21 protein-coding genes and 1 riboswitch are annotated in these 21,252 nt (G+C 68.9%); of the genes, 7 read left to right on the forward strand and 14 right to left on the reverse strand.

Going from position 1 to position 21,252, the window contains the following annotated elements; translation table 11 throughout:
• Positions 1 to 224 precede the first annotated feature (224 nt).
• Positions 225 to 2,240, forward strand: a complete 2,016-nt coding sequence (pknB, locus tag ACY48E_RS07625; protein ID WP_462871550.1) for a Stk1 family PASTA domain-containing Ser/Thr kinase — start codon at positions 225 to 227, stop codon at positions 2,238 to 2,240.
• A gap of 4 nt (positions 2,241 to 2,244) precedes the next feature.
• Here pknB and ACY48E_RS07630 read toward each other — a convergent pair whose 3' ends face one another.
• Positions 2,245 to 3,630, reverse strand: coding sequence for a class II 3-deoxy-7-phosphoheptulonate synthase (locus tag ACY48E_RS07630; protein WP_462871551.1), 1,386 nt, complete (start codon positions 3,628 to 3,630; stop codon positions 2,245 to 2,247).
• Positions 3,631 to 3,676: 46 nt separating this feature from the next.
• Positions 3,677 to 4,162, reverse strand: coding sequence for a polyadenylate-specific 3'-exoribonuclease AS (locus tag ACY48E_RS07635; protein ID WP_462871552.1), 486 nt, complete (start codon positions 4,160 to 4,162; stop codon positions 3,677 to 3,679).
• A 75-nt stretch (positions 4,163 to 4,237) separates the two neighbouring features.
• Between ACY48E_RS07635 and ACY48E_RS07640 the strand changes: the two genes are divergently transcribed.
• A complete protein-coding gene (locus ACY48E_RS07640) occupies positions 4,238 to 5,500 on the forward strand; it encodes a glycosyltransferase 87 family protein (protein ID WP_462871553.1) in 1,263 nt (420 codons plus the stop codon).
• Between the two features lie 18 nt (positions 5,501 to 5,518).
• On the opposite strand, the gene ACY48E_RS07645 is transcribed toward ACY48E_RS07640, so the two are convergent.
• The 10 genes from ACY48E_RS07645 to ACY48E_RS07690 all read right to left on the reverse strand — a co-directional run bounded on the left by ACY48E_RS07645 (position 5,519) and on the right by ACY48E_RS07690 (position 14,151).
• Complete coding sequence (locus ACY48E_RS07645) at positions 5,519 to 6,256, reverse strand: lysophospholipid acyltransferase family protein (protein WP_462871554.1); 738 nt, start codon at positions 6,254 to 6,256, stop codon at positions 5,519 to 5,521.
• Positions 6,257 to 6,370: 114 nt separating this feature from the next.
• Positions 6,371 to 7,357 carry an ROK family protein gene (locus ACY48E_RS07650; protein ID WP_462871555.1) on the reverse strand — a complete coding sequence of 329 codons (987 nt, stop codon included), beginning with the start codon at positions 7,355 to 7,357 and terminating at the stop codon, positions 6,371 to 6,373.
• Entirely contained in the window at positions 7,354 to 7,740 is a 387-nt protein-coding gene (locus ACY48E_RS07655) for a hypothetical protein (RefSeq protein ID WP_462871556.1), read from the reverse strand. The genes ACY48E_RS07650 and ACY48E_RS07655 overlap by 4 nt, the downstream gene beginning before the upstream one ends.
• Positions 7,737 to 8,930 carry an ArsA family ATPase gene (locus tag ACY48E_RS07660; protein WP_462871557.1) on the reverse strand — a complete coding sequence of 398 codons (1,194 nt, stop codon included), beginning with the start codon at positions 8,928 to 8,930 and terminating at the stop codon, positions 7,737 to 7,739. The genes ACY48E_RS07655 and ACY48E_RS07660 overlap by 4 nt, the downstream gene beginning before the upstream one ends.
• A gap of 20 nt (positions 8,931 to 8,950) precedes the next feature.
• Positions 8,951 to 9,385, reverse strand: coding sequence for an SRPBCC family protein (locus ACY48E_RS07665; protein WP_462871558.1), 435 nt, complete (start codon positions 9,383 to 9,385; stop codon positions 8,951 to 8,953).
• A gap of 124 nt (positions 9,386 to 9,509) precedes the next feature.
• Entirely contained in the window at positions 9,510 to 9,890 is a 381-nt protein-coding gene (locus ACY48E_RS07670; RefSeq protein WP_462871559.1) for a polyketide cyclase / dehydrase and lipid transport, read from the reverse strand.
• A gap of 32 nt (positions 9,891 to 9,922) precedes the next feature.
• On the reverse strand, positions 9,923 to 11,062 hold the full coding sequence (locus ACY48E_RS07675) for a glycosyltransferase family 4 protein (RefSeq protein ID WP_462871804.1): 1,140 nt from the start codon (positions 11,060 to 11,062) through the stop codon (positions 9,923 to 9,925).
• On the reverse strand, positions 11,062 to 12,411 hold the full coding sequence (locus ACY48E_RS07680; RefSeq protein ID WP_462871560.1) for a hypothetical protein: 1,350 nt from the start codon (positions 12,409 to 12,411) through the stop codon (positions 11,062 to 11,064). The genes ACY48E_RS07675 and ACY48E_RS07680 overlap by 1 nt, the downstream gene beginning before the upstream one ends.
• The gene (locus ACY48E_RS07685) at positions 12,381 to 13,445 is read right to left on the reverse strand and encodes a C40 family peptidase (RefSeq protein ID WP_462871805.1); all 1,065 of its coding nucleotides are present in this window, start codon (positions 13,443 to 13,445) and stop codon (positions 12,381 to 12,383) included. The genes ACY48E_RS07680 and ACY48E_RS07685 overlap by 31 nt, the downstream gene beginning before the upstream one ends.
• A gap of 127 nt (positions 13,446 to 13,572) precedes the next feature.
• The gene (locus ACY48E_RS07690; protein WP_462871561.1) at positions 13,573 to 14,151 is read right to left on the reverse strand and encodes a C40 family peptidase; all 579 of its coding nucleotides are present in this window, start codon (positions 14,149 to 14,151) and stop codon (positions 13,573 to 13,575) included.
• A 15-nt stretch (positions 14,152 to 14,166) separates the two neighbouring features.
• Positions 14,167 to 14,324: riboswitch (cyclic di-AMP (ydaO/yuaA leader) on the reverse strand.
• A gap of 492 nt (positions 14,325 to 14,816) precedes the next feature.
• Here ACY48E_RS07690 and ACY48E_RS07695 point away from each other — a divergent pair.
• Both ACY48E_RS07695 and ACY48E_RS07700 read left to right on the forward strand, forming a co-directional pair.
• Positions 14,817 to 16,544, forward strand: a complete 1,728-nt coding sequence (locus ACY48E_RS07695; protein ID WP_462871806.1) for a DEDD exonuclease domain-containing protein — start codon at positions 14,817 to 14,819, stop codon at positions 16,542 to 16,544.
• 9 nt (positions 16,545 to 16,553) lie between these two features.
• A complete protein-coding gene (locus ACY48E_RS07700) occupies positions 16,554 to 16,829 on the forward strand; it encodes an Lrp/AsnC family transcriptional regulator (RefSeq protein ID WP_462871562.1) in 276 nt (91 codons plus the stop codon).
• Between the two features lie 3 nt (positions 16,830 to 16,832).
• Here ACY48E_RS07700 and trpD read toward each other — a convergent pair whose 3' ends face one another.
• Both trpD and ACY48E_RS07710 read right to left on the reverse strand, forming a co-directional pair.
• Positions 16,833 to 17,873 (reverse strand): anthranilate phosphoribosyltransferase, encoded by a 1,041-nt coding sequence (gene trpD, locus ACY48E_RS07705; RefSeq protein ID WP_462871563.1) that lies wholly within the window; start codon positions 17,871 to 17,873, stop codon positions 16,833 to 16,835.
• 11 nt (positions 17,874 to 17,884) lie between these two features.
• Positions 17,885 to 18,358 (reverse strand): hypothetical protein, encoded by a 474-nt coding sequence (locus ACY48E_RS07710; RefSeq protein ID WP_462871564.1) that lies wholly within the window; start codon positions 18,356 to 18,358, stop codon positions 17,885 to 17,887.
• Between the two features lie 108 nt (positions 18,359 to 18,466).
• Here ACY48E_RS07710 and ctaE point away from each other — a divergent pair, with 108 nt between their 5' ends.
• The 3 genes from ctaE (at position 18,467) to qcrA (ending at position 21,247) form a co-directional block, all read left to right on the forward strand.
• Positions 18,467 to 19,078: an aa3-type cytochrome oxidase subunit III gene (ctaE, locus tag ACY48E_RS07715; RefSeq protein WP_462871565.1), complete on the forward strand. Its 612-nt coding sequence runs from the start codon at positions 18,467 to 18,469 to the stop codon at positions 19,076 to 19,078.
• A gap of 97 nt (positions 19,079 to 19,175) precedes the next feature.
• Positions 19,176 to 20,036 carry a cytochrome bc1 complex diheme cytochrome c subunit gene (gene qcrC, locus ACY48E_RS07720; protein ID WP_462871566.1) on the forward strand — a complete coding sequence of 287 codons (861 nt, stop codon included), beginning with the start codon at positions 19,176 to 19,178 and terminating at the stop codon, positions 20,034 to 20,036.
• Entirely contained in the window at positions 20,033 to 21,247 is a 1,215-nt protein-coding gene (gene qcrA, locus ACY48E_RS07725) for a cytochrome bc1 complex Rieske iron-sulfur subunit (RefSeq protein WP_462871567.1), read from the forward strand. Before qcrC ends, qcrA begins: the two co-directional genes overlap by 4 nt.
• Positions 21,248 to 21,252 lie beyond the last annotated feature (5 nt).

The raw sequence follows: 21,252 nt of genomic DNA on the forward strand, positions 1-21,252 counted from the left end.
TACGCAGCCGCCTCGCCGACAAACACGCACGCCGCCGCACCCAACGCGCCCACAACCGCGCCGCACTCGACGCCCTCCACACACCCACCCCACACGACCCACCCCCGTTCTGATCGTGACGGCGTGCTCCAACGCCCGCTGGTTACCATCGTGTGCAGCCCGCACACGGTGGGCAGAGCGAGAGTGGGACCAGTGAGGGCACGGCCAATGAGAGCAGGCGCAGGGTGAGTGCATCGAGCACCGCGCTTGTCGGAGCGCTGATCGATCGGCGGTATCGGGTCGAGGCTCCGATCGCGCGTGGCGGCATGTCGACGGTGTACCGCGGGCTCGATATTCGACTGGATCGACCGGTCGCGATCAAGATCATGGACCCGCAGTACGCCGCGGATCCCGCGTTCGTACAGCGGTTCGCCTTCGAGGCTCGGGCGGTGGCGCGACTGAACAACCCCGGCCTGGTGGCTGTGTACGACCATGGCAGCGACGGCGACGTGGCGTTCCTGGTGATGGAGCTGGTGATCGGCGGAACGTTGCGCGAACTGTTGCGCGAGCGCGGTCCCATGCCCGCGCACGCTGCGGCGGCGGTGATGCAACCGGTGCTCGATGCTCTCGGTGTCGCGCACCGGGCGGGCCTGGTTCATCGGGACATCAAGCCCGAGAACGTACTGATCTCCGATGACGGCGACGTCAAGATCGCCGACTTCGGGCTGGTCCGGGCAGTGGCCGCGACGACCGTCACCTCGAACAGTGTGATCCTGGGAACGGCGGCGTACCTCTCCCCCGAACAGGTCACCGACGGTCGCGGCGACGCACGCAGCGACGTCTATTCGGCAGGCATCCTCCTGTTCGAGATCCTCACCGGCACAACACCGTTCACCGGTGATACGTCGTTGTCGATCGCCTACCAGAGGATCGACCACGACGTGCCCGCGCCGAGCTCACGCATCGAGGGCGTGCCACCGGAGTTCGACGCGCTGGTTCGGGGCGCCACCTCACGCGATCCCGCACAACGCTTCCCCAACGCAGCTGCGATGAGCGCGGCTCTCGCCGACATCAGCGTCGATCTCGCGCTGCCGCGCTACCGGGTTCCCGCACCGGCCAGCTCTGCCGAACACCTCAGCGCACGCACCCTCGCAGCTCCGCGGATGACCCCCGCTGCGCAGGACCCCGCACCGCTTGCCACCCCCGCGCTCCGGCCCGATCCCGTGCCGCAGCCCAACCCCACGCGGGTGGTCACCGTCGCCACCGAGCGCGAGGCCGAGCCGACCAGCTACATGGAGCAGGTACCACCGGCGCAGCATGTCGTCCGAACGGCACAGCCGCGCAAGAGCTTCGAGTTTCCCGACTTCGAGGCCGATCGGCGCAGGTCGCGTCGTACGGTTCTGATCTGGCTCGTCGCGATCGTGCTGCTCGCCGCGGCGCTCGGGGCCACCGGCTGGTGGCTGGCAGCGGGCAGATTCGGCGCCGTACCCGACACCACCGGCATGGACCGCGGCACGGCGGTGACCACCATCGAGGCGGCGGGGTTCTCCGCTGTGGAGCGCGGCGACTATTCGGACGCCGTTCCCGCCGACGCTCCGCTCGGCACCGATCCACCCGCGGGCAGTCGAGTCTCGCGCGGGGGCACCGTCACGGTCGTGTATTCGCTCGGTCGACCGACGGTCCCCACCATCACTGTGGGCAGTTCGATCGCCGACGTGGAAACCGCGCTGCGGGAACGCACCCTGACCCCTGGCCGTGCGCCCGAGGAGTTCAGCACACAGGCGCCGCTGGGAACGGTGGTGCGGCTGTCCCCGGCACCGAATGCGACAGTGGCCGTCGGAAGCCGCGTGGACCTCGTGGTCAGCAAGGGCTCACCGCCGGTGCAGGTGCCGTCGGTGGTGGGCCGGTCGGAGGCCGATGCTCGCGCGGCGCTGAGCGCGGCCGGCCTGAGTGTGTCGACGGTGCAGACGGTGTTCGACGCCGCCGTCGACGCCGGCAACGTCAGCGCGACCGACCCCGCGGTGGGCACCACGCTGCCCGCCGGTACCCCCGTCACACTGAAGCTGTCGAACGCCGTGCCCGTCCCGATGGTGTTGGCGAGAACGGTCGAATCCGCCACCAGCACACTCTCCGACCTGGGCCTGCAGGTGGTGGTGCAGCAGGTGAGCTCGTCCAAGCGCTCGCTGGTGATCAATCAGAACCCGAGCTCTGGTCAGCGGGTTGAGCCCGGCAGCACGGTCACCATCACCGCCCTGCCCTGAGCGGTCAGCCGCGGAGCATCTCCGCCACCAGGAACGCCAACTCGAGGGACTGCATGGTGTTCAGACGCGGGTCGCAGGCGGTCTCGTAACGGCCGGAGAGATCGATGTCGGAGATGTCCTGCGCACCACCGAGGCACTCGGTGACGTTCTCCCCGGTGAGCTCGACGTGGATACCACCGGGGTGCGTTCCGAGCCGGTGGTGAACCTCGAAGAAGCCCTGGACCTCGTCGACGATGCGGTCGAAGTGGCGCGTCTTGTAGCCGGTGGACGCCTCGTGCGTGTTGCCGTGCATCGGGTCGCACTGCCAGATGACGCGGTGCCCGGTGGCCTCGACCTTCTCGATGATCGCGGGCAACAGATCGCGAACCTTGCTGTTGCCCATACGTGAGATCAGGGTCAACCGGCCGGGCTTGTTGGTGGGATCGAGACGCTCGACGTACTCCACCGCCATCTCGGGCGTGGTGGTCGGGCCGATCTTGAGCCCGATCGGGTTGGACACCAGTTCCGCGAAGGCAATGTGGGCACCGTCGAGCTGGCGGGTGCGGTCACCGATCCAGAGGAAGTGCGCCGAGAGGTCGTAGAGCTTGGGATGCTCGGAATCGGTGTCCAGGCGCAGCATCGCGCGCTCGTAGTCCAGGACCAGCGCCTCGTGGCTGGCAAAGATGGTGGCCTGGTGCAGATTCGGGTCCGTGACACCGCAGGCGTCCATGAACTTCAAGCCCCGGTCGATCTCCGACGCCAACTGCTCGTACCGGGCGCCGGCCGGCGAACTCTGCACGAACTCACGGTTCCAGTCGTGCACGCGGTGAAGGTCGGCCATACCCGCCCCGGTGAGTGCGCGCACCAGGTTCATCGCGGCGCTCGCGTTGGCGTACGCACGCACCAGTCGTGACGGATCGTGGGTGCGCACCGATTCCTCGGCGACGATCGAATTGATCATGTCGCCGCGGTAGGACTGCAACCCGAGAGCATCGGTGTTCGACGAGCGCGGCTTGGCGTACTGCCCGGCAATGCGGGCCACCTTCACCACCGGCATCGACGCGCCGTACGTGAGCACCACGGCCATCTGCAACAAGGTGCGAATGTTGCCCTTGATGTGCGGCTCGGTGTTGTCGAAGAAGGTCTCGGCGCAGTCTCCGCCCTGCAGGAGGAACGCCTCGCCCCGCGCGACGGCCGCGAGCTTGTCGGAGAGGATCTCGACCTCACTGGCAACGGTGATCGGCGGGACACTCTCGAGCACCTTGCGCATCGCCTCGGCCTGGTCGGCCGCCCAGTTGGGCTGCTGTGCTGCGGGCTTGGCCAGTGCCCTGGCCAGTTGCTCGCGCATGTCGTCCGGCAGTGGGGGCAATTCGGGGAGGCGCTCGATCGGAACGTCGACTGTCCAGTTCACCGGTCAAGGGTAAGTGTTGCGCGCGGGGCCCCGCACCAATGGGTGCTCAGTGCTGGTCACCGGCCGTGATCGCCCGATACTTCGCAAGGTTGTGGCGCGCGTCGGCCAGGGCGTCGTGGGCATCGTCGGGAACAGGCGGGATGTGGGGACTCCCCCGGTCCTCCCACAGCTGCTTGAGTTCTCGGGTGTAGCGCGGCACCGCGCGCGGCAGGGCTGTCATCGGGCCCCACAGCTGGCAGAGAGCCACGTGGTCGTACGCACCGACCCAGGCCCACAGCTCCGTCGGACCGTCGCCGACGGCGAGGAAGTCGAGCAACTCGTCGCGAATCCGGGCGCGAGAACGCCACAGCGGTGACGACGGCGGCGGCAACCGGGGTAGGACGTTGCGGCGCACCCAGGGCCCGGCCCGATCGGGGTCGAACTCGGTGGACACCGCGTAGTACTCCCGACCGTCCTCGGCGGCCACACCGATGGACACCAGATCGATTGTGCGACCATCTTCGATGAACTCGCAGTCGTAGAAGTAGCGCACGCGAGCGAGGCTACAGCGGCCGGGACAGCAGACGGAACGAGCGGTGCCAACCGCAGACGGGACACGCAGCACCGAATGAACCTCACCCCGGGCACCGTGCCGCGGATCCCGTCGCGGCTTCGCCCGATCCTCGAGGTACTGGTGCTGATCGCGTTGGCGGCGTCGGTCACCTACTACCTCGTCGGACTCCCACCGTGGCGGGAGTTCGGGCTGCACTATCGGCTCGATCTCGACGTCTACCGAATCGGTGGCCGCGCAGTGCTCGACGGGCGCGATCTCTACGGCGTACTCCCGGCGACGTTCTACGACATCGCACTGCCCTTCACCTATCCCCCGACCGCGGCGCTCGCCTTCGCCCCGATGGCGCTGATCGGTCTGACGGCCGCATCCACGATCACGACGATCGCGTCGATTCTCCTGCTGTCGGTCACGGTCTTCGTGACCATCGGTGCCCTGATGAGCAACGGCGAGCCGGGCGGGACGGGCGCGGTCGGCCAGTTCACGTTGCGCACGCGGTTGCTGGTGACCGGGGCGGTGACCGCGGGCGGTTTCGCACTCGAACCGGTGACATCGACCCTGGACTACGGCCAGATCAACATCATCCTGATGGCCCTGGTGGTACTCGACACGCTGCTCCCGCGCACCCCGTGGCCACGCGGAACGCTGATCGGGCTGGTCACCGCCATCAAGCTGACACCGGCGGTGTTCGTGCTCTACTTCCTGCTGCGCCGCGACCATCGCGCCGCAGTGGTGTCCGCGTTGAGCTTCCTCGCCTTCACGGCCCTGGGATTCGCTCTGACCTTCTCGGACTCGGTCACCTACTGGTTCACCGTCATCACCGATTCCGACCGCATTGGCAACCCCGCCTACATCTCCAACCTGTCGATGACCGGGATGCTGGCGCGTACGGGCCTGGACCCCACCACGCGGACCGTGCTGTGGGTTCTACTCTCGGCGGTGGTCCTGGCTGTCGCCGCCGTGGGAATTCGCGCCGCGCTCGCTCGGCGGGACGTCGTCGTGGCCGTGTGCACCACCGCGATGCTGGGGCTCGTCGTCTCGCCGGTGTCGTGGTCGCACCACTGGGTGTGGACGGTGCCGATGCTGGCCGCCCTCGGTTGGGCCGCGCTCACCCGTCGCAGCGTCACCCTGGCGGTGCTGACGGCAGCGGGTGTCGTCGTCTTCCGCGCCGCCGAGCACTGGAGGATCGGAGCCGGTGACCGCGCGGAGGGTCTGGGCCTTCCCCTGTGGGATCAGATCGTCGCGTCGTCGTACCTGTGGTGGGGGCTCGTCACCCTCGGAGTTATCGCGTTCTGGGCGCGGTGGGGTACGCGACGCTAGCGAGGGTCGTTCGGCGGATCAGCCGGCGCGTGTGTCGGGAAATCGGGCGGGAGGTCGGGCGGTGCCCGCCTCCCCACCTGCGGCCGCCGCGTCCTTGACGCTGGCCGCGTAGACGTCGACGTACTCCTGACCGCTGAGCTTCATCAGTTCGTACATCACCTCGTCCGCGACTGCCCGCTCGACGAAGCGGTTCCCCGCCATCCCCTCGTACCGGGAGAAGTCGAGGGGGGTGCCGATCTTGACGACCACCTTGCCCGGACGCCAGATGCGCGACCCGATGGGATTGACCTTCTCGGTTCCGATCATCGCCACGGGGATCACCGGCGCGCCCGACTCGAGGGCCAGACGGGCCAACCCGGTCTTGCCCTTGTAGAGGCGGCCATCGGGTGAACGGGTGCCCTCCGGGTAGATGCCGAGCAACTTGCCGTCCCGCAGCACGCGCTTACCGGCGTCGAGGGCGTTCTGAGCCGCGTCCGCACCGGTGCGATCGATGGGCACCTGGCCCACCGACGAGAAGAACCACCGCTGGAACGCACCCTTGAGACCGGTTCCCGTGAAGTACTCGCTCTTGGCCAGGAAGGTGATGCGGCGCGTGACCACGAGCGGAAGGAAGAAGGAATCTGTGACCGCCTGGTGGTTGCTGGCCAGGATTGCGGATCCGTCCGTGGGGACGTTCTCGAGTCCGACGACGGCAGGACGGCCGATCAGGTGCAGCAGCGGTCCGAGCAGGACGTACTTGAACAGCCAGTACCACATGCTCGCCGCAACCCCCTCGATGGGAACAACAGTTACGGCACGACGTGCCGTGATGGTGACTCTACAAGGGCAATATGACTGTAGCCACATTCAGAACCGGCGCACCGACACAGGTCACACGCGCGAGGACGCACCGATCTCCATTCGCGCGAGTTCCGCCGCGCCGATCATGCCCGCCGCCTCACCGAGCTGTGTGGCGCGGATCCGCGCGAGGGGCCGTTGCCCGGCCCCGGTGATGGTGCTCGCGTAGTGATCGCGCGCAGCATCGAGATAGAGCGCTGCCGAACTCGCGACACCCCCGGCAATCACGATCCGATCGGGGTCGTAGACATCGGAGACCAACGCCAAACCGATCCCCAGCCAGCGCGCGAACTCCGCCATGGTCGCGATCGCCACCACGTCACCGTCCTGGGCCGCCCCGGCGATGCGCCGTCCGGTCAGGGACCCGGGGTCGAGCTGAGCTTCGCGGGCGAGCACCGTCGAGCCGGTCGGGTCCGCGGCCAGCAGCTCGGTCGCGGTGTCCACCAGCGCCGTGCCACTGCAGTAACGCTCCCAGCACCCCTGCTTGCCACACGAGCAGGACCGCCCGTTGGGCACCACCTGCAGGTGACCGAGCTCGGGCGCGATCCCGTACGACCCGCGATAGATGACACCGTCCACGAGCAGCGCCGCTCCGATGCCGGTGCCGATCGCAACCACCACCACGTTGCCCGCACCGGCAGCCGCGCCGAAGCGGTGCTCGGCCCATGCCGCTGCGTTGGCGTCGTGCTCGAGGATCACCGGAAGCCCCAGACGTGCCGTCATCTCGCGCGCGACGGGACGGTTGACCCACGGCAGGTGGGGCGCGAATCGAACGACGGTGCGGTCGGAGTTGATGAACCCGGCCACCGCGAGCCCGACGGCAGCAACCTCGTGCCGGGACGCGAGTTCGCGCACGGCACGGTCGATTCCATCCTCGAGTGCACGCGATGCCTGCGGGGTGGGGGCCTGCGCCGAGTCGACGACCTGGCCGTCGGCGTCGACCACCGCGGCACGAATACTCGTCCCGCCCACATCGATACCGATGGTCAACCGGCTGCGACCACGGCCTCTGCCCGTCACGTGTCCGAGTCCCCGGCAGTGTCGGACGTGGTGGACGCTCGGGGGTTGATGGTCACCGAAATCGGCCGGTACCGACCGCGCGGCGGCTCGGGCGTGGCGGGCGTGTCAGTGGCGGCCGTGTCCGGTGCCGGCGGGGCGGGCACGGCATCGCCCAGCAGTTCCCGCAGAACCGCCAGAACCGAGTCCAGCTCGAGACCGGCACGCGTGAGGAGCTCGTGCTGCTCACCGCGCAGCAGCGCGGCCGCCGCGCACAGCGGGCACCACGAGCAGCCCTGCCAGTGCGGCGCCTCGGGATCGTCCAGGCGGGCGATCATCGGCTCGAGGCGATCGAGCAGAGCGTCTGCGACAGCGCGGAACTCCCCCGCCAGGTCGCGTTCGGTCATAGCGGCCACACCGCAGGGTCGGGGGTGAATCGAAGGATCAGCGTGTCATCGTCGAACTCCGCCCCGACCACGTCGCACCGCCGAAGGACCGAGGCGAGACGGAACCGTCGGTGCACGTGTCCGGCACTGATGATCACGTCGTCCTCCACACGTCCGACACCCACCTCGTTCGCGTCCACGAAGGGCAGATGCACTGTCATCACATACACGGAGTCCACACCGGAGCCCGACTCGAGCCTCACCTGCGGAACGGTTGCCGGGAACGACTCGGTCCCCCACGCCAGGTCCGGATCCTGCACGGCCCGACCGATCCGGTCCAGGGCTGCCGATCCTACCGGCTCGCCGACATCGTCCACGACCGCGACCACGCGCAGCGGATCGACCTCGGCCACGAAATGGTCGAGAACAGCGCGCTCGGTCGCCCCCACCGCTGCGTACCAGTACACCGCCGGATGCACGCCGAGGACGGAGGTCGGCGCGGACCCGAACTCGGGCAGCACGCGGTTGATCACGACGCGGTCGGTCCTGATGCCGATCAAGGCGTTGGCGGCCAACAACTCTCGGGTGACGGTGAGGGATCTCTCGTCCGCTGCCGAGACGATGGTGGCCCCCACACACTGGCCGTCGGCGAGCATGTCCGCAATCCTCGCGGCCACCGAGTCGAGTCGATCGACCAGAGCGGCCAGGGTGGCAGCCCGCGCGTCGGACCCGATCGCGGCGCTCACCCGAACATGCTCGGGCCACACACTCTCGAGGTAGTGCCGCACCTGCGCGGGGACACCGGCCAGCCGCGTGAAAGCACGTCCCGGCGGACAGTCCACCACGACGACATCGTGGGTCCCGGTGTCGACGACCTCCCGCAACCGGTTCAGCGCGACAAGCTCCTCCGCGCCGGGTAGGCCGGTGATCTCGTCGGGGTCGGGCATCGACACCGAACCGGTGTGCTGATGCATCCCCGCGGCGCGCGCGAACGTGTTCACCGTGCGGTAGCGCTCGCGCAGCAGGTGAACCGCATCGACCACCTCGACATCGACCCCCGGCAGCTGCCGGGCCGCAACAGCTGGGCGCCCGTCGAGGCAGATCAGCAGAACCCGGTCACCCGCGGCGCCGGCGCGGGCGCAGATCGCCGCCGCGACGGTGGATCTGCCCACCCCCCCGGCACCGACCACGAGCTCCACGCGCGTGCGCATACGAGCACCGGCGCCCTCGGTCAGCCCTCGACCCGCTTCTTCAGCTCCGACAGTGCGGTATCGGTGATGACCTTCTCGGCCTTGCGCTTGAACAGTCCGATCATCGGGATCGCGAGGTCGACGGTGAGTTCGTAGACCACCTCGGTGCCGTCACCGCTCTCGCGCAGAACGTACGAACCGGACTGCGCCTTCTGCAGCGTGCCGCTCACCAGGTGCCAGGAGACACCGAGCCCGTCGTCCTGCCACTGGTAGAGCAGTTCGTAGGTGTCCTTGACCATGCCCGCGTCCAGCACGAACCGCACCCTGCTGGCGCGCCCGTCGTCGGCCGACTCGAGCACCTCCACCGACTTGGCGGCCTCCACCCACTCCGGATACGCGTCGAAGTCGGCGATCACGTCCATCACCCGGGAGGCAGGGGCCTTGACGACGATCGACCTCGTGGTCCTGTCTGCCATGCTGAGGTGACTCCCTATCGGTAGTGGGCCGGATATCGGTAGTGGGCCGGGCTGTGCGCCCATCTTGGCGCACTCGAGCGCCGCGCACACCATCGCACCGGCAACAGCGGCGATGAATTCTCCATCAGAACCGCGGTGGCTCGCCCGGCGCGCGGCCCGATTCGAGCTCGGCCTTGACCTCGAAGGCCATGGCCTTGCCGGCCTCGCGACGCGCCCGTGTGAGAGCCGCCACATCGGCCGTCGACCCCGTCGACCCCGTCGGCTCGGCGTGCAGGAAATAGTGCACGATCACCCCGTCGAGCGATGGCTCGAGCCACACCTCCATGGTCCCGGTCAGCTCGCCCCCCACCGACCACCGCACGCCCAGCGGACCACGATCCTGCACGACGGTCAGGGTCAGACCCTCGAACCAACCGCGCCAGCGCCGCGGTTGGGCGATCGCCGCGGCCACGTGTTCGGCCGGCGCGGCGACGAAGCTCTGGTCGGCGACCTGAATGCTGCTCATGGGACCACTGTCACATACCGTCTTCGCCGAGGTCACATACCGCCGTCACCGAGGTGACGACGGAGCCGAGCCGCGAGATCGTCCCAGCGCCAGGCCGACTCGACGAATCGACGCCCGGCCGCCCCCATCTGCCGAGCCCGATCCGGGTCGGCGAGGACGGCGACCACGCCGTCGGCAACCGCGGCGACCGACGTTCCGTCGACCACATGTCCGGTCTCGCCCTCGATCACCGTCTCCGGCGCACCCCCCGATGTTCCGGCGATCACCGGGACCCCGGACGCCGAGGCTTCGAGATAGACGATCCCGAGGCCCTCCACATCCAGACCGCCACCGCGGGTGCGGCTGGGCATCGCGAAGACGTCGGCGAGGTTGTGGTGGGCCGCCAGTTCCGAGCCCGCCACCGATCCCACGAACAGCACGTGCTCGCTCACCCCGTGCGAGCGTGCCAACTCGCGCAGGGTGCCCGCGTACGGACCTCCGCCCACGATCACCAGGACGGCACCGTCGATGCGAGCGCGGATGGACGGTAGTGCTCTGATCAGCTGGTCCTGACCCTTGCGCGGAACCAGCCGCGACAGACACAGCACCACCGGCCGCTCGCCGAGCCCGTAGCGGGCCCGCAGATCGGCACGCGCGGCCGGGTCCGGAGCGAACACCGTGGTGTCGACGCCGGGTGGGACGTGCTCGAGACCTGCCCGCGGGCCGAAGGCCGAGGAGAACCGCGAGCGCGTGTACCTGCTCACGTACGTGATCACATCCGCCGTGTCGCCGATACGCCGCAGTGCCTGGCGCGCCGCGGGAAGCATCGACCAGCCCACCTCGTGACCGTGCGTCGAGGCGACGACACGATGAGCTCCACTGCGCCGCACCGCCGGACCCAGCAGGGCCAGCGGCGCCGCGGCTCCGAACCACACCGTCTCGATGCCGTGCGCGCGGACCAGCTGCTGCGCGCGCCGCGCGACGAACGGTGTCGGGACCATCAGCGTGGTGGGGTGACGAACCACCTCGTACGGTTGCTGCGCGTCGAAGCGCACGTGCGAGTCGCCCCGCCAGCGCGGGGCGTACACCACGAGCTGCTCGGGGGGCAGCAGGGAGGCGAAGGTGTGCAGGTAGGACTGGATTCCGCCCGGGCGCGGCGGGAAGTCGTTGGTGACCAACAGGGTTCGACGCATCACGTTCGGACCTGCTGGGCGACCCACGCACCCCACCCCGCCACGAACGCGTCGTAGTCGACCCCCAGCAGGGTGGTGAGGGCACCCGAGGTCAGAGCGCGGCGGATCGAGTCGTCGGTGATGGTCGCGAGCGAGCGGTAGAGCGTTCGCTGGGACGCCTCCCCGTACCGCGTGGCGATGTAGAGCCACGCCGAATAGGCCGATTCGTACGCCAGCGCGCCCTGATCACCGGGGGCGGCGAAGTCCGCGTCGGCAGGCAGAACGGTCGGCGCACCATTGGCGCGGACGAGGGCGGTCAGCACCGGTGCGAGCGTGGAGAACGGCCGCGGGTCACCCCGATAGCCGCTGTAGTCGGCCAACCCTTCGAGAACCCACAGCGGTGCGCCGTCGACGGTGGCCGACCGCACCGCCACGTGAGTGAGTTCGTGCCGGAGCACGGTCCGCAGCGAATCGCTCGTGAGGCGATCGGCGGCCGCGGGCCCGAACACCACCCGCTGACCGGTCACGAACGGGCCGGTGACGGGATCGGAGATGGTCGAGGCGGCCACGTCCGCATTGCGTGACGCCGATCCGACCTCCGCGGCGAACTCGGCATCGGAGTCGGCCACCATCACCACTGCCCGGCGAGACCAGCCCTGACCCCAGTAGTCGGTCACCGCCGGTACCGCGGTACGCAGTTCGGCCGCCAGTGCGTCGACGAAGGCGCGGCGATCCGGGTGACCGAGCACCGTCGAGGTGGTGCCGCCGGTGTCGACCCGCGAGACGATCACCGGGCCGAAGTCCCACGGACCCCGCCAGGTGACCCGGTTCGAGTTCGCAATCGTGCTGTCCGACACGAGCTTCCAGCTGTCGCCGCGGCGGGCGAGCAGGAGGGAGACCGGCCGGCGGGTGGGCCCGATGTCGGAGTCGCTGATGGCGTACCTCAGCAACACCTCGGGCGCCCACAGGTCGACGGCACCGGGAACCGTCGCGGCCAGCGCGGACGACACCGGGGTCTCCGGCTGCGAGCCGATCTCGTAGCCGAAGTCCGAGAACGGAACGCCCTGCAGGTTGCGCGCTCGCGCGAGCTCGGACTGGACGAACTCCGGCGGGGCGGCCGGATCGAAGAGGCTGCGCAGCGCGGTCTCGTCATCGTTGCGCAGCGCCGTGGTCCAGGCGGTGAGGGTCGCGGTGACCGCGTCGAGGCGTTGCTTCTCGAAGGGACTCGGCGCCGGGGTGGTGCTCGTCGGGGGCTGCGACGGAGCAGCGTTCCCGGCGCAACCGCCGACCAGCAGGATCGCGGCCAGCACCAGGACCGGCACACGCAGAGCCGACGACATCAATAGCGACGAGCTGCGAAGATGGGCCATCGGGACATCGATTCCACACGTACGGGCACCCCGAAGGTGGAGGCGTGGATGATGTTGCCGTTCCCGACGTACATCCCCACGTGGGAGGCGTCGGGGTAGAAGATCACCAGGTCGCCAGGACGAAGATCCGCCGGGTTCACCGGGATCCCACCCTGGGCCTGCGACTGACTCGACCGGGGCAGGATCTTTCCCACCTGCTTGTACGCCCACACCATCAGGCCCGAGCAGTCGAAGCCGTCCGGCCCGGTGGCGCCCCACACGTAGGGCTTACCGATCTGGGTGAACGCTGCCTGCAGTGCTCCGGTCTCGGACCCGGGGGTCAGGTTCTTCAGCACGGTCGCGGAATCGAAGCCGGGCGGGAACGGTGATCCCGCCAGGGCCGTCTTGTCGTCGCTGCTGAGCGTGGCGTACGCCGCGAGCACGTCACCGATCTGCGCCTGCAGTGTCGACTGCTTGGCAGTGAGGTCGTCCGCCACTGCCTTGGCCTGCTCGGCGGCCTGTCGAGCGGCCTCCGCCGACTGCTCCGACGATCGCTGCGCCGCCGCTGCGGTCTCCTTGGCCTGCAGGAAGGTATCCACGCGGGCCTTGGTGTCGGCGGAGATCACGTCGAGCGCCGACATCTGGTCGAGCATCTGTTGAGGTGAGTTGCTGACCATCACCGCGAACAGTCGATTGGTTCGGGCGCCCTGGTAGTTGGCGCGCGCGACGGTGTCGATCACCGGCTGGAGTGCGTCGATCTTCGCTTGCGCGTCAGCGAGTGTGGCCTGGTCACGATCGAGCTTCGCCCGCGCATCCGCGAGAATCGCATTCTTGGCGTCGAGATCGATCTGGGCGTTGTGCGTGGCCTCGGTGGTCTCCTCCGACTGACGCGAGAGGTCGGCGAGCCGCTGCTGCGGCGATTCCGGCGCCGCGGGTGGTGCTGCCGGCGCCGCGGGTGGTGCTGCGGTGGGGTCGGCGTGAGCGATGGTGACCACCCCGGGTACAGCGAGTACGAGCGCAGCTCCGACGGTGGTCAGGAGGGTGCGCCGGACCAGCCCCGAAGTCCTTCTACCTGCACCCGATCCACTGTGGACGGGGTTGCATGACCACACGTGCAGAACTCTCCGATCACGAACCGAGGTGTCGCGGAGCGGTTACGCCCCCATCACGAAACCATATACCTCAGGCGTAGCGACGCGCACCGTCTGCCGGCATCGAGGCCAGGGGCACGATCTTCACCGGGACACCGGCGGTGGACGCGTGCACCACGTTGCCGTTGCCGACGTACATGCCGGAGTGCGAACCGCCGTAGAAGGAGACGACGTCACCGGGGCGCAAATCCGACAGCGACACCGGGGTGCCGGCCGCGGCCTGGTCGTAGCTGGTGCGCGGGAGCTGCAATCCGGCCTGGGCGTAGGCCCACTTCATCAAGCCGGAGCAGTCGAAAGCGCTCGGACCCTGTGCCCCGTAGACGTAGGGGGCGCCGACCTTGCTCTCGGCTGCGGCGACGGCGCGCTGTGCGACCGAGGACTGCTGCGGGGCGGGCGGAGCGATCTGGGGCAGCGCCGGCAGTGCCGGGAGCTGTGGGATGGCCGCGAGGATCTGATCGGGAACGTCGAAGGTGCCGACTCCGGGGATGGTCACCGGTGCCGCGAATGCGGGTGCTGCGGGGATCGCGATTGCGCCGGTGGTGAGGGCGCTGGCTACGAGAACGCTACGAACGGGCCGTGAGACGGTGCTCGGCTTGCGGTGTTTCGCCACGAAAAGGTGTGCTCCATTCTTCCTGCTCGCCGCCGACCGAGTTAGCTGACGGGTTCGGGCTGGGAAGATCAGCCCTACCCGAGCAGATCGCAGGGATCTGATCGGGATTCACCCCGGTGTAACGGTTGGGTTCCCGGTACGGCCCGTGCGGGCCGATTAGGCGGTGACCATGCGATGCGATTCGGGTTCGATCCGCCTGAGTCCGCGAGGTCTCGGAAAGATTACGAAACGGCATACGTCGCTGTCGAGTCGACGCCGGGGCGTGTCGCACGCGTGATCCCCTCCGACGCGGCCGAGGCAGGGATCGACCCCGCCGACGCCGTCGGATCCTTCCCTGCCGACTCCGGTCACGTTGGAGTGGCCGACCACCCGGACACCGCAATTGCGATCCGGGTCGGCGCGGGCGTCGGCGCCAGGCGTTCCTCCTGCTCCCACTCGATTTCGGCGAGTTCGAACGCCCTCCGGCGACAGTCCGGTCGCGGACACGTCCGCCTCGGTCGGGACTGCGTCGCCACGCGGCGCGCCACCCACCGCCGAGCGAGCCGACGAGCCGTCATCCACAGCACTGTGATCCTCGTCTCACTCTCCGATCCGGCGCTGTCGGTGCCGAGGCCTAGCGTCGGGGACTCGAGGACGGTGGTGCGTGAGAGGACGGTGCTGTGGGAGTGACACGCGGGGCGGCAGATCAGCTCGGGTTCGACTGGCCCGAATTCGGTTGGTCGGACTCGCCCACGCTGCGCGAGACCACGTTCGTCGTGGTGGACCTCGAGACCACCGGCGGGCGACCGGGCGAGGACGCGATCACCGAGATCGGCGCCGTACGTATCCGCGGCGGCGAGGTGATCGGCGAGATGTCCACCCTGGTGGACCCCGGCCGATCGGTGCCCCCGCGCATCGTCGAACTCACCGGGATCACCACCGCGATGCTGGTGAACGCCCCGCGGATCGATCGCGTGCTCCCGACCTTCCTCGAATTCGCCCGCGGCGCGGTGCTGGTGGCTCACAACGCCAGGTTCGACGTCGGCTTCCTGCGCGCGGCCGCCACTGCCATGGACATCGCATGGCCGAAGTTCACCGTGCTGTGCACCGTGCGGCTGGCACGCCGCGTGCTCACTCGGGACGAAGCGCCGTCGGCCAAGCTCTCGTCCCTGGCTCTGCACTTCGGGGTCTCCACTCGCCCCACGCACCGTGCCCTCGACGACGCCCGCGCCACCGTGGAGGTACTGCACCACCTGATCGAGCGGGTCGGTAACCAGGGGGTACACACCGTCGCCGAACTCCTCGACTACGTCCCCGCCGTTCCCGCAGCACACCGCGCGAAGCGCACCCTCGCCGCCGGCCTTCCGCGTCGGCCGGGGGTCTACCTCTTCCGCGGCCCCGGTGACGAGGTCCTCTACGTCGGCACCTCCACCGACCTGCATCGGCGCGTGCGCTCGTACTTCACCGGGTCCGAGACCCGCGGGCGGATGAAGGAGATGGTGGCGCTCGCCGAGCGCGTCGACCACGTCGAGTGTGCGCATCCACTCGAGGCCGGGGTTCGTGAACTGCGACTGATCGTCGCCCACCTCCCGCCCTACAACCGACGCTCGAAGTTCCCCCGACGCGGATGGTGGATCACCCTCACCGACGACGGGTTCCCCCGCCTGTCCGTGGTGCGCGCCCCCACCGACCGGGCGCTGGGTCCCTTCACCGATCGATCCACTGCCGCCGAGGTCGCCGAGACCGTCTCCCGCGCGCTCGGGCTACGCACGTGCACCCGCCGACTCTCGGCGAAGCGCACCCACACGTGCGAGGTGGTGGCCGTCGGTGGATGTCCCGCCGCCACCGCGACCCCGACCACCGCCGAGCAGTACGCCCCTGCCCCGGCCGAGTTCCTGAACTTCGTCGCCGGGCTCGACGACAACCTGGTCCGAGGGCTCATCGATCGAATCGACCACCTAGCCCGCGCCGAACTGTTCGAATCGGCCGCCCGGTTACGCGATCGCACCGCCGCCCTGATCACCGTCACGCACCGCATGCAGCGCTACGCAGCCCTGGCTCGCGTCGAGCAGCTCGTGGCCGCCCGTCGCTCGGCGAGCGGCGGATGGGATTTCGTCGTCGTCCGATCGGGGCGGCTGGCCTCGGCGGGCACGTCCGCACGCGGGGTGCCCCCGATGCCGGTGGTCGAGGCGATCGTCGCCGGCGCCGAGACCGTCGTCCCGGACACCACGGCGATGCGGGGAGCGTCGCCGGACGAGCTGGGCCTGCTGGTGCGGTGGCTCGAATCCGACGGCGTCCGGATCGTCAGCTGCAGCGATCCGTATCACCTCCCGGTGGGTGGTTCGGGTCGTTGGCACAGCTGGGCGAGCGCCGTGCAGTCGATCGGACGCCGCGAAGGGCGCCGGATTCCCTAAGCTGATCCCATGATCACCGCGATCGTCCTGATCCATGCCGATGTGCATCGCATTCCGGAGACCGCGCGCGCCGTGGCCGACACCGCCGGGGTGAGCGAGGTCTACTCGTGCGCCGGCGACGTCGATCTCATCGCGCTGGTGAAGGTGCGCAGCCACTCCGAGATCGCCGAGGTGGTCACCGAACGCATCAATCGGCTCGACGGGGTGCTGCGAACCGACACACACATCGCCTTCAAGTCCTACTCGAGCACCGAGGTCGACGCCGGCTTCTCGATCGGCGAATAGCCGCTACACCGCCGAGGTGTGCTCGATCCACCGCGCGAGCAGTGCGGCGGCAGCTCCGCTGTCGACTGCGGCGGCGGCGGCGGTGAGGCCGCCGCCGAGGGCGCCGAGCAGGTCGTCGCCCACCCCGCGGTGAGCGGCGATCGCGGCCGCCGCGTTCAGGAGCACGGCATCGCGCACCGGTCCGCTGGCGCCGCCCAGCACCGCGCGCGCCACCTCGGCGTTCGCGGCGGCGTCGCCACCGCGCAGCGCATCGAGCGGTACGCGCTCGATGCCCAGGTCGCGGGGATCTAGCCGCTCCACCCGCACCGTGCCGTGCTCGACGACGTGCACCTCGCTGGTGGTCGAGGTGGTGATCTCGTCGAGACCATCGTCTCCGCGCACCACCAGGACCGAGCTCCCACGGTCGCGGAACACTCCCGCGACCACGTCGATCAGATCCGCGAATGCGCACCCGACCAGACCTGCCTTCGGACGCGCCGGGTTGGTCAGCGGCCCGAGCACGTTGAACACGGTGGGTATGCCGATCTCCCGGCGGGGCGGACCGGCGAACCGCAGCGCCGGATGGAACACCGGCGCGAAGCAGAACCCGATACCCACCTGCGCGACCGATCGCGCCACGTCCGGTGCCGCGAGGTCGATACGCACCCCGAGCGCCTCGAGCACGTCCGCGCCGCCGCTGGCCGAGGACGCCGCGCGGTTGCCGTGCTTGACCACACGAATCCCGGCGGCTGCCACCACGATCGACGCCATCGTCGAGATGTTGACCGTGTTGGATCGGTCACCACCGGTACCCACGATGTCGACGACATCGTCGTCGACGGGTACCCCGGTGGCGTGCGAGAGCATCGATCCCGCGAGAGCAGCGAGCTCGATCGGCGTGGGGCCCTTGATCTTCAGGGCAACACCGAACGCCGCGATCTGTGCGCCGGTGGCGTTGTCGGTCATGATCTCGTCCATGGCCCAGGCCGCGTGGGCCGCGGTGAGGTCTCGACCCGCACACAGCTCGGACAGCACTGCGGGCCATGTCGGTGCAGGTGTGGTCATGGCCGGTGAGCCTAGTGGGACGGTGGAACCTGCAGGGCGTCCCACCCGAGGACGATCCCCCCGCGACGCTGGGCGAGCCCCGCCATCCGCGACCGTTCCTGCGAGCAGTGCAGCGCATCGAGAACCTGCACCCGCTGAAGGGTCAGAGGCGACCCGTCGACGATCTCCCGGTCCGGCGCGGGCGCATCCGCCGGAAGGGCGGACATCACGCCCGCCGGCGGCGCGTACCCGTCCTGCGCGGCGACCGCGACCGCGTCGTCGACCGTCCCGGCCGGCAGTACGAGGTGGTGACGCAGGACCGCCGGATCGTCGGCACTCCACGGCGGCTCGGTCTCCTTCGCACGGGCCAACGCCGCGCTCGCCGCCTCCGCGTCGTCGAAGGAGGACGCGACCACGATCAAATCGTCACGTTCGGGGTCGAGAACGCTCGCCCCCCGGCGCCCGAACAGGCGTCGGAACCACCCTCTTCCCTGCTGTTTCGGCATGCCCCACTGTGGCACGCCGCCACCCGATCGAGCACCCCGGTCGACCCCCGACGCACCGCGAACACCCCGACTATGCCTGCGGTACTACAAGGGGTCATACTTGCTCTCGTGACGACTGCAGTAGGTACCTCAGGATCCGCCATCACCCAGCGCGTCCACTCGCTGAACAGACCGAACATGGTCAGCGTGGGCACCATCGTGTGGCTCTCGAGCGAGCTCATGTTCTTCGCGGGCCTGTTCGCGATGTACTTCGTCGCGCGCGCCCAGGCGGCCGGCAACTGGCCACCCGAGCCCACCGAGCTCAATCTCGCCCTGGCCGTACCGGTGACCGCGATCCTCGTGGCGTCGTCGTTCACGTGCCAGCTCGGCGTGTTCGCGGCCGAGCGCGGCGACGTGTTCGGCCTGCGACGCTGGTACGCGATCACCCTGGCGATGGGAACGGTGTTCGTGATCGGCCAGGGCTACGAGTACTACCACCTGGTCGAAGAAGGCACGACCATGTCCAGCAGCGTGTACGGCTCTGTCTTCTACATCACGACCGGCTTCCACGGTCTGCACGTGATCGGCGGCCTCATCGCCTTCGTGTTCCTGATCGCACGCACCCTGGTCAGCAAGTTCACACCGGCGCAGGCCACGGCAGCAATCGTCGTGTCCTACTACTGGCACTTCGTCGACATCGTGTGGATCGCGCTGTTCGCCACGATCTACTTCATCCGCTGATCGTCATGGCGCCGACCTACCTTAAAGATTACTGTGAAGTAGGGACGGACCTGCCGATCGTCACCGCCCAGCAGTCCCGACACGACAAGGGATACAGATGAGTTCTTCGCCCACCCCCGCTCCCAGCGGCGAGGCCGGCAGCGCCGCCGCCGCCAAGGCCCGTCGGCGCCGTCGTACGCGCCGCCGCGTGTCGGGGGCGCTCGCGCTGATGATGGGTCTGGTCGCGGCCGGTTTCCTCGCGTCGGCCCTCACCCCCGACGCCCAGGTCGCCACGGCCACCGAGGATTCGGCGGCCCTGGTGCGCGAAGGTAAGCAGATCTACGACACCGCATGCGTGACCTGCCACGGCGCGAACCTGCAGGGCGTGAACGGTCGCGGTCCCAGCCTCATCGGTGTCGGCGAGGCGGCGGTCTACTTCCAGGTCTCGTCGGGCCGTATGCCGATGGCGCGCAACGAGGCTCAGGCCATGCGCAAGATCGCCAAGTTCAACGAGGCGCAGGTCGACGCGCTCGGCGCCTACATTCAGGCCAACGGCGGTGGCCCCACCGTCCTGCGCGACTCCGACGGCAACATCGAGACCACGTCGCTGCGTGGCGGCGACCAGGCCCGCGGCAGCGAGCTGTTCCGCCTCAACTGCGCGTCCTGCCACAACTTCACGGGTCGCGGCGGCGCCCTGTCGAGCGGCAAGTTCGCACCCTCGCTCGATCCGGCCAACGAGCAGCAGATCTACCAGGCGATGGTCACCGGACCGCAGAACATGCCCAAGTTCTCCGACCGGCAACTCACGCCGGAGGAGAAGGAAGACATCATCGCCTACGTCAAGGCGTCCAGCGAGACCACTCCCCCCGGCGGCTACGGCCTCGGTGGTTTCGGTCCGGCCACCGAAGCGCTGGCCCTCTGGATCGTCGGAATCGCCGCCGTGGTCGGCGCTGCAGTGTGGATCGGAGCCCGAGCATGAGTGACGAGCGCAACGACAACGACACCAACGAGATCGACGCCGACGCGGCAGCCGGATCGTCCACGCGAGTTGCCATCGACCCCAAGCGCACCTACACCGAAGAGGAACTCGCGGGTATGACCCGCGACGAGCTGGTCAAGCTCGGCGCAGCCCTCGACGGCGTGGACATCGCGTTCCGTCGCTCGCGCTGGCCCGTGCCGGGTACCCGCGCCGAGAAGCGCGCCGAGCGGTCGGTGGCCTTCTGGTTCATCCTCGCGGGTGTCTCCGCGGTTGCCTTCTTCGCCATCTTCCTGTTCTGGCCGTGGCAGTACGCGGGACCGAACCAGGAGAACTACGGCCTGTACTCGCTCTACACCCCGCTGATCGGCCTCACCCTCGGTCTGGCGGTTCTGGCGGTCGGCGTCGGCGCCGTGCAGTTCACCAAGAAGTTCGTCCCCGAAGAGGTCTCCATCCAGGACCGTCACGACGGCGGCTCCAGCGAGGTGGACAAGAAGACCCTGGTCTCCGGGCTGGCGGATTCCTTCGACAGCACCACCATCGCACGTCGCAAGGTGATCAAGCGCAGCCTGTACTTCGGCGGCGGCGCTCTGGGTCTGCTCGCCATCCTGCCCATCGGCGGCCTGATCAAGAACCCCTGGGCCAAGGGCGACGAGTCGCCGCTCTGGGTGTCGGACTGGACCCCGAAGTACCCCGGCGAGATGATCTACCTGCGTCGGTACACCGGGCGGGTGGACGACATCGTGCTGGTTCGCCCCGAGGATCTCGATGCGGGCGCAATGGAGACAGTGTTCCCGTTCCGCGAGTCCGACCGCGGCGACGAGAAGGCCCTCTCGCACTCGATCAAGGGAATCCGCAACGCGGTCATGCTCATTCGGCTGCGCACCGAGGACACCCAGAAGGTGATCAAGCGCAAGGGTCAGGAGAGCTTCAACTACGGCGACTACTTCGCGTACTCGAAGATCTGCACGCATCTGGGCTGCCCCACGTCGCTGTACGAGCAGCAGACCAACCGCATCCTCTGCCCCTGTCACCAGTCGCAGTTCAACGCCCTGGAATACGGCAAACCGGTGTTCGGCCCCGCCGCACGCGCCCTTCCGCAGCTACCGATCACCGTCAATCAAGACGGATTCCTGGTGGCAAACGGAGATTTCATCGAACCGCTCGGTCCCGCATACTGGGAACGACCCGCCGGCGATCACACCCCCAGCTAGTCGAG

Source organism: Rhodococcus sp. AZ1 (assembly GCF_054979605.1).

Coding starts and splice junctions, on each gene's coding strand:
- qcrC (WP_462871566.1), top strand. CDS start 19,176: ATGAGTTCTTCGCCCACCCCCGCTCCCAGCGGCGAGGCCGGCAGCGCC.
- ACY48E_RS07660 (WP_462871557.1), bottom strand. CDS start 8,930: ATGCGCACGCGCGTGGAGCTCGTGGTCGGTGCCGGGGGGGTGGGCAGA.
- qcrA (WP_462871567.1), top strand. CDS start 20,033: ATGAGTGACGAGCGCAACGACAACGACACCAACGAGATCGACGCCGAC.
- ACY48E_RS07670 (WP_462871559.1), bottom strand. CDS start 9,890: ATGAGCAGCATTCAGGTCGCCGACCAGAGCTTCGTCGCCGCGCCGGCC.
- ACY48E_RS07710 (WP_462871564.1), bottom strand. CDS start 18,358: ATGCCGAAACAGCAGGGAAGAGGGTGGTTCCGACGCCTGTTCGGGCGC.
- ACY48E_RS07680 (WP_462871560.1), bottom strand. CDS start 12,411: ATGGCCCATCTTCGCAGCTCGTCGCTATTGATGTCGTCGGCTCTGCGT.
- trpD (WP_462871563.1), bottom strand. CDS start 17,873: ATGACCACACCTGCACCGACATGGCCCGCAGTGCTGTCCGAGCTGTGT.
- ACY48E_RS07700 (WP_462871562.1), top strand. CDS start 16,554: ATGATCACCGCGATCGTCCTGATCCATGCCGATGTGCATCGCATTCCG.
- ACY48E_RS07655 (WP_462871556.1), bottom strand. CDS start 7,740: ATGACCGAACGCGACCTGGCGGGGGAGTTCCGCGCTGTCGCAGACGCT.
- ACY48E_RS07645 (WP_462871554.1), bottom strand. CDS start 6,256: ATGTGGTACTGGCTGTTCAAGTACGTCCTGCTCGGACCGCTGCTGCAC.
- ACY48E_RS07665 (WP_462871558.1), bottom strand. CDS start 9,385: ATGGCAGACAGGACCACGAGGTCGATCGTCGTCAAGGCCCCTGCCTCC.
- ACY48E_RS07640 (WP_462871553.1), top strand. CDS start 4,238: ATGAACCTCACCCCGGGCACCGTGCCGCGGATCCCGTCGCGGCTTCGC.
- ACY48E_RS07675 (WP_462871804.1), bottom strand. CDS start 11,062: ATGCGTCGAACCCTGTTGGTCACCAACGACTTCCCGCCGCGCCCGGGC.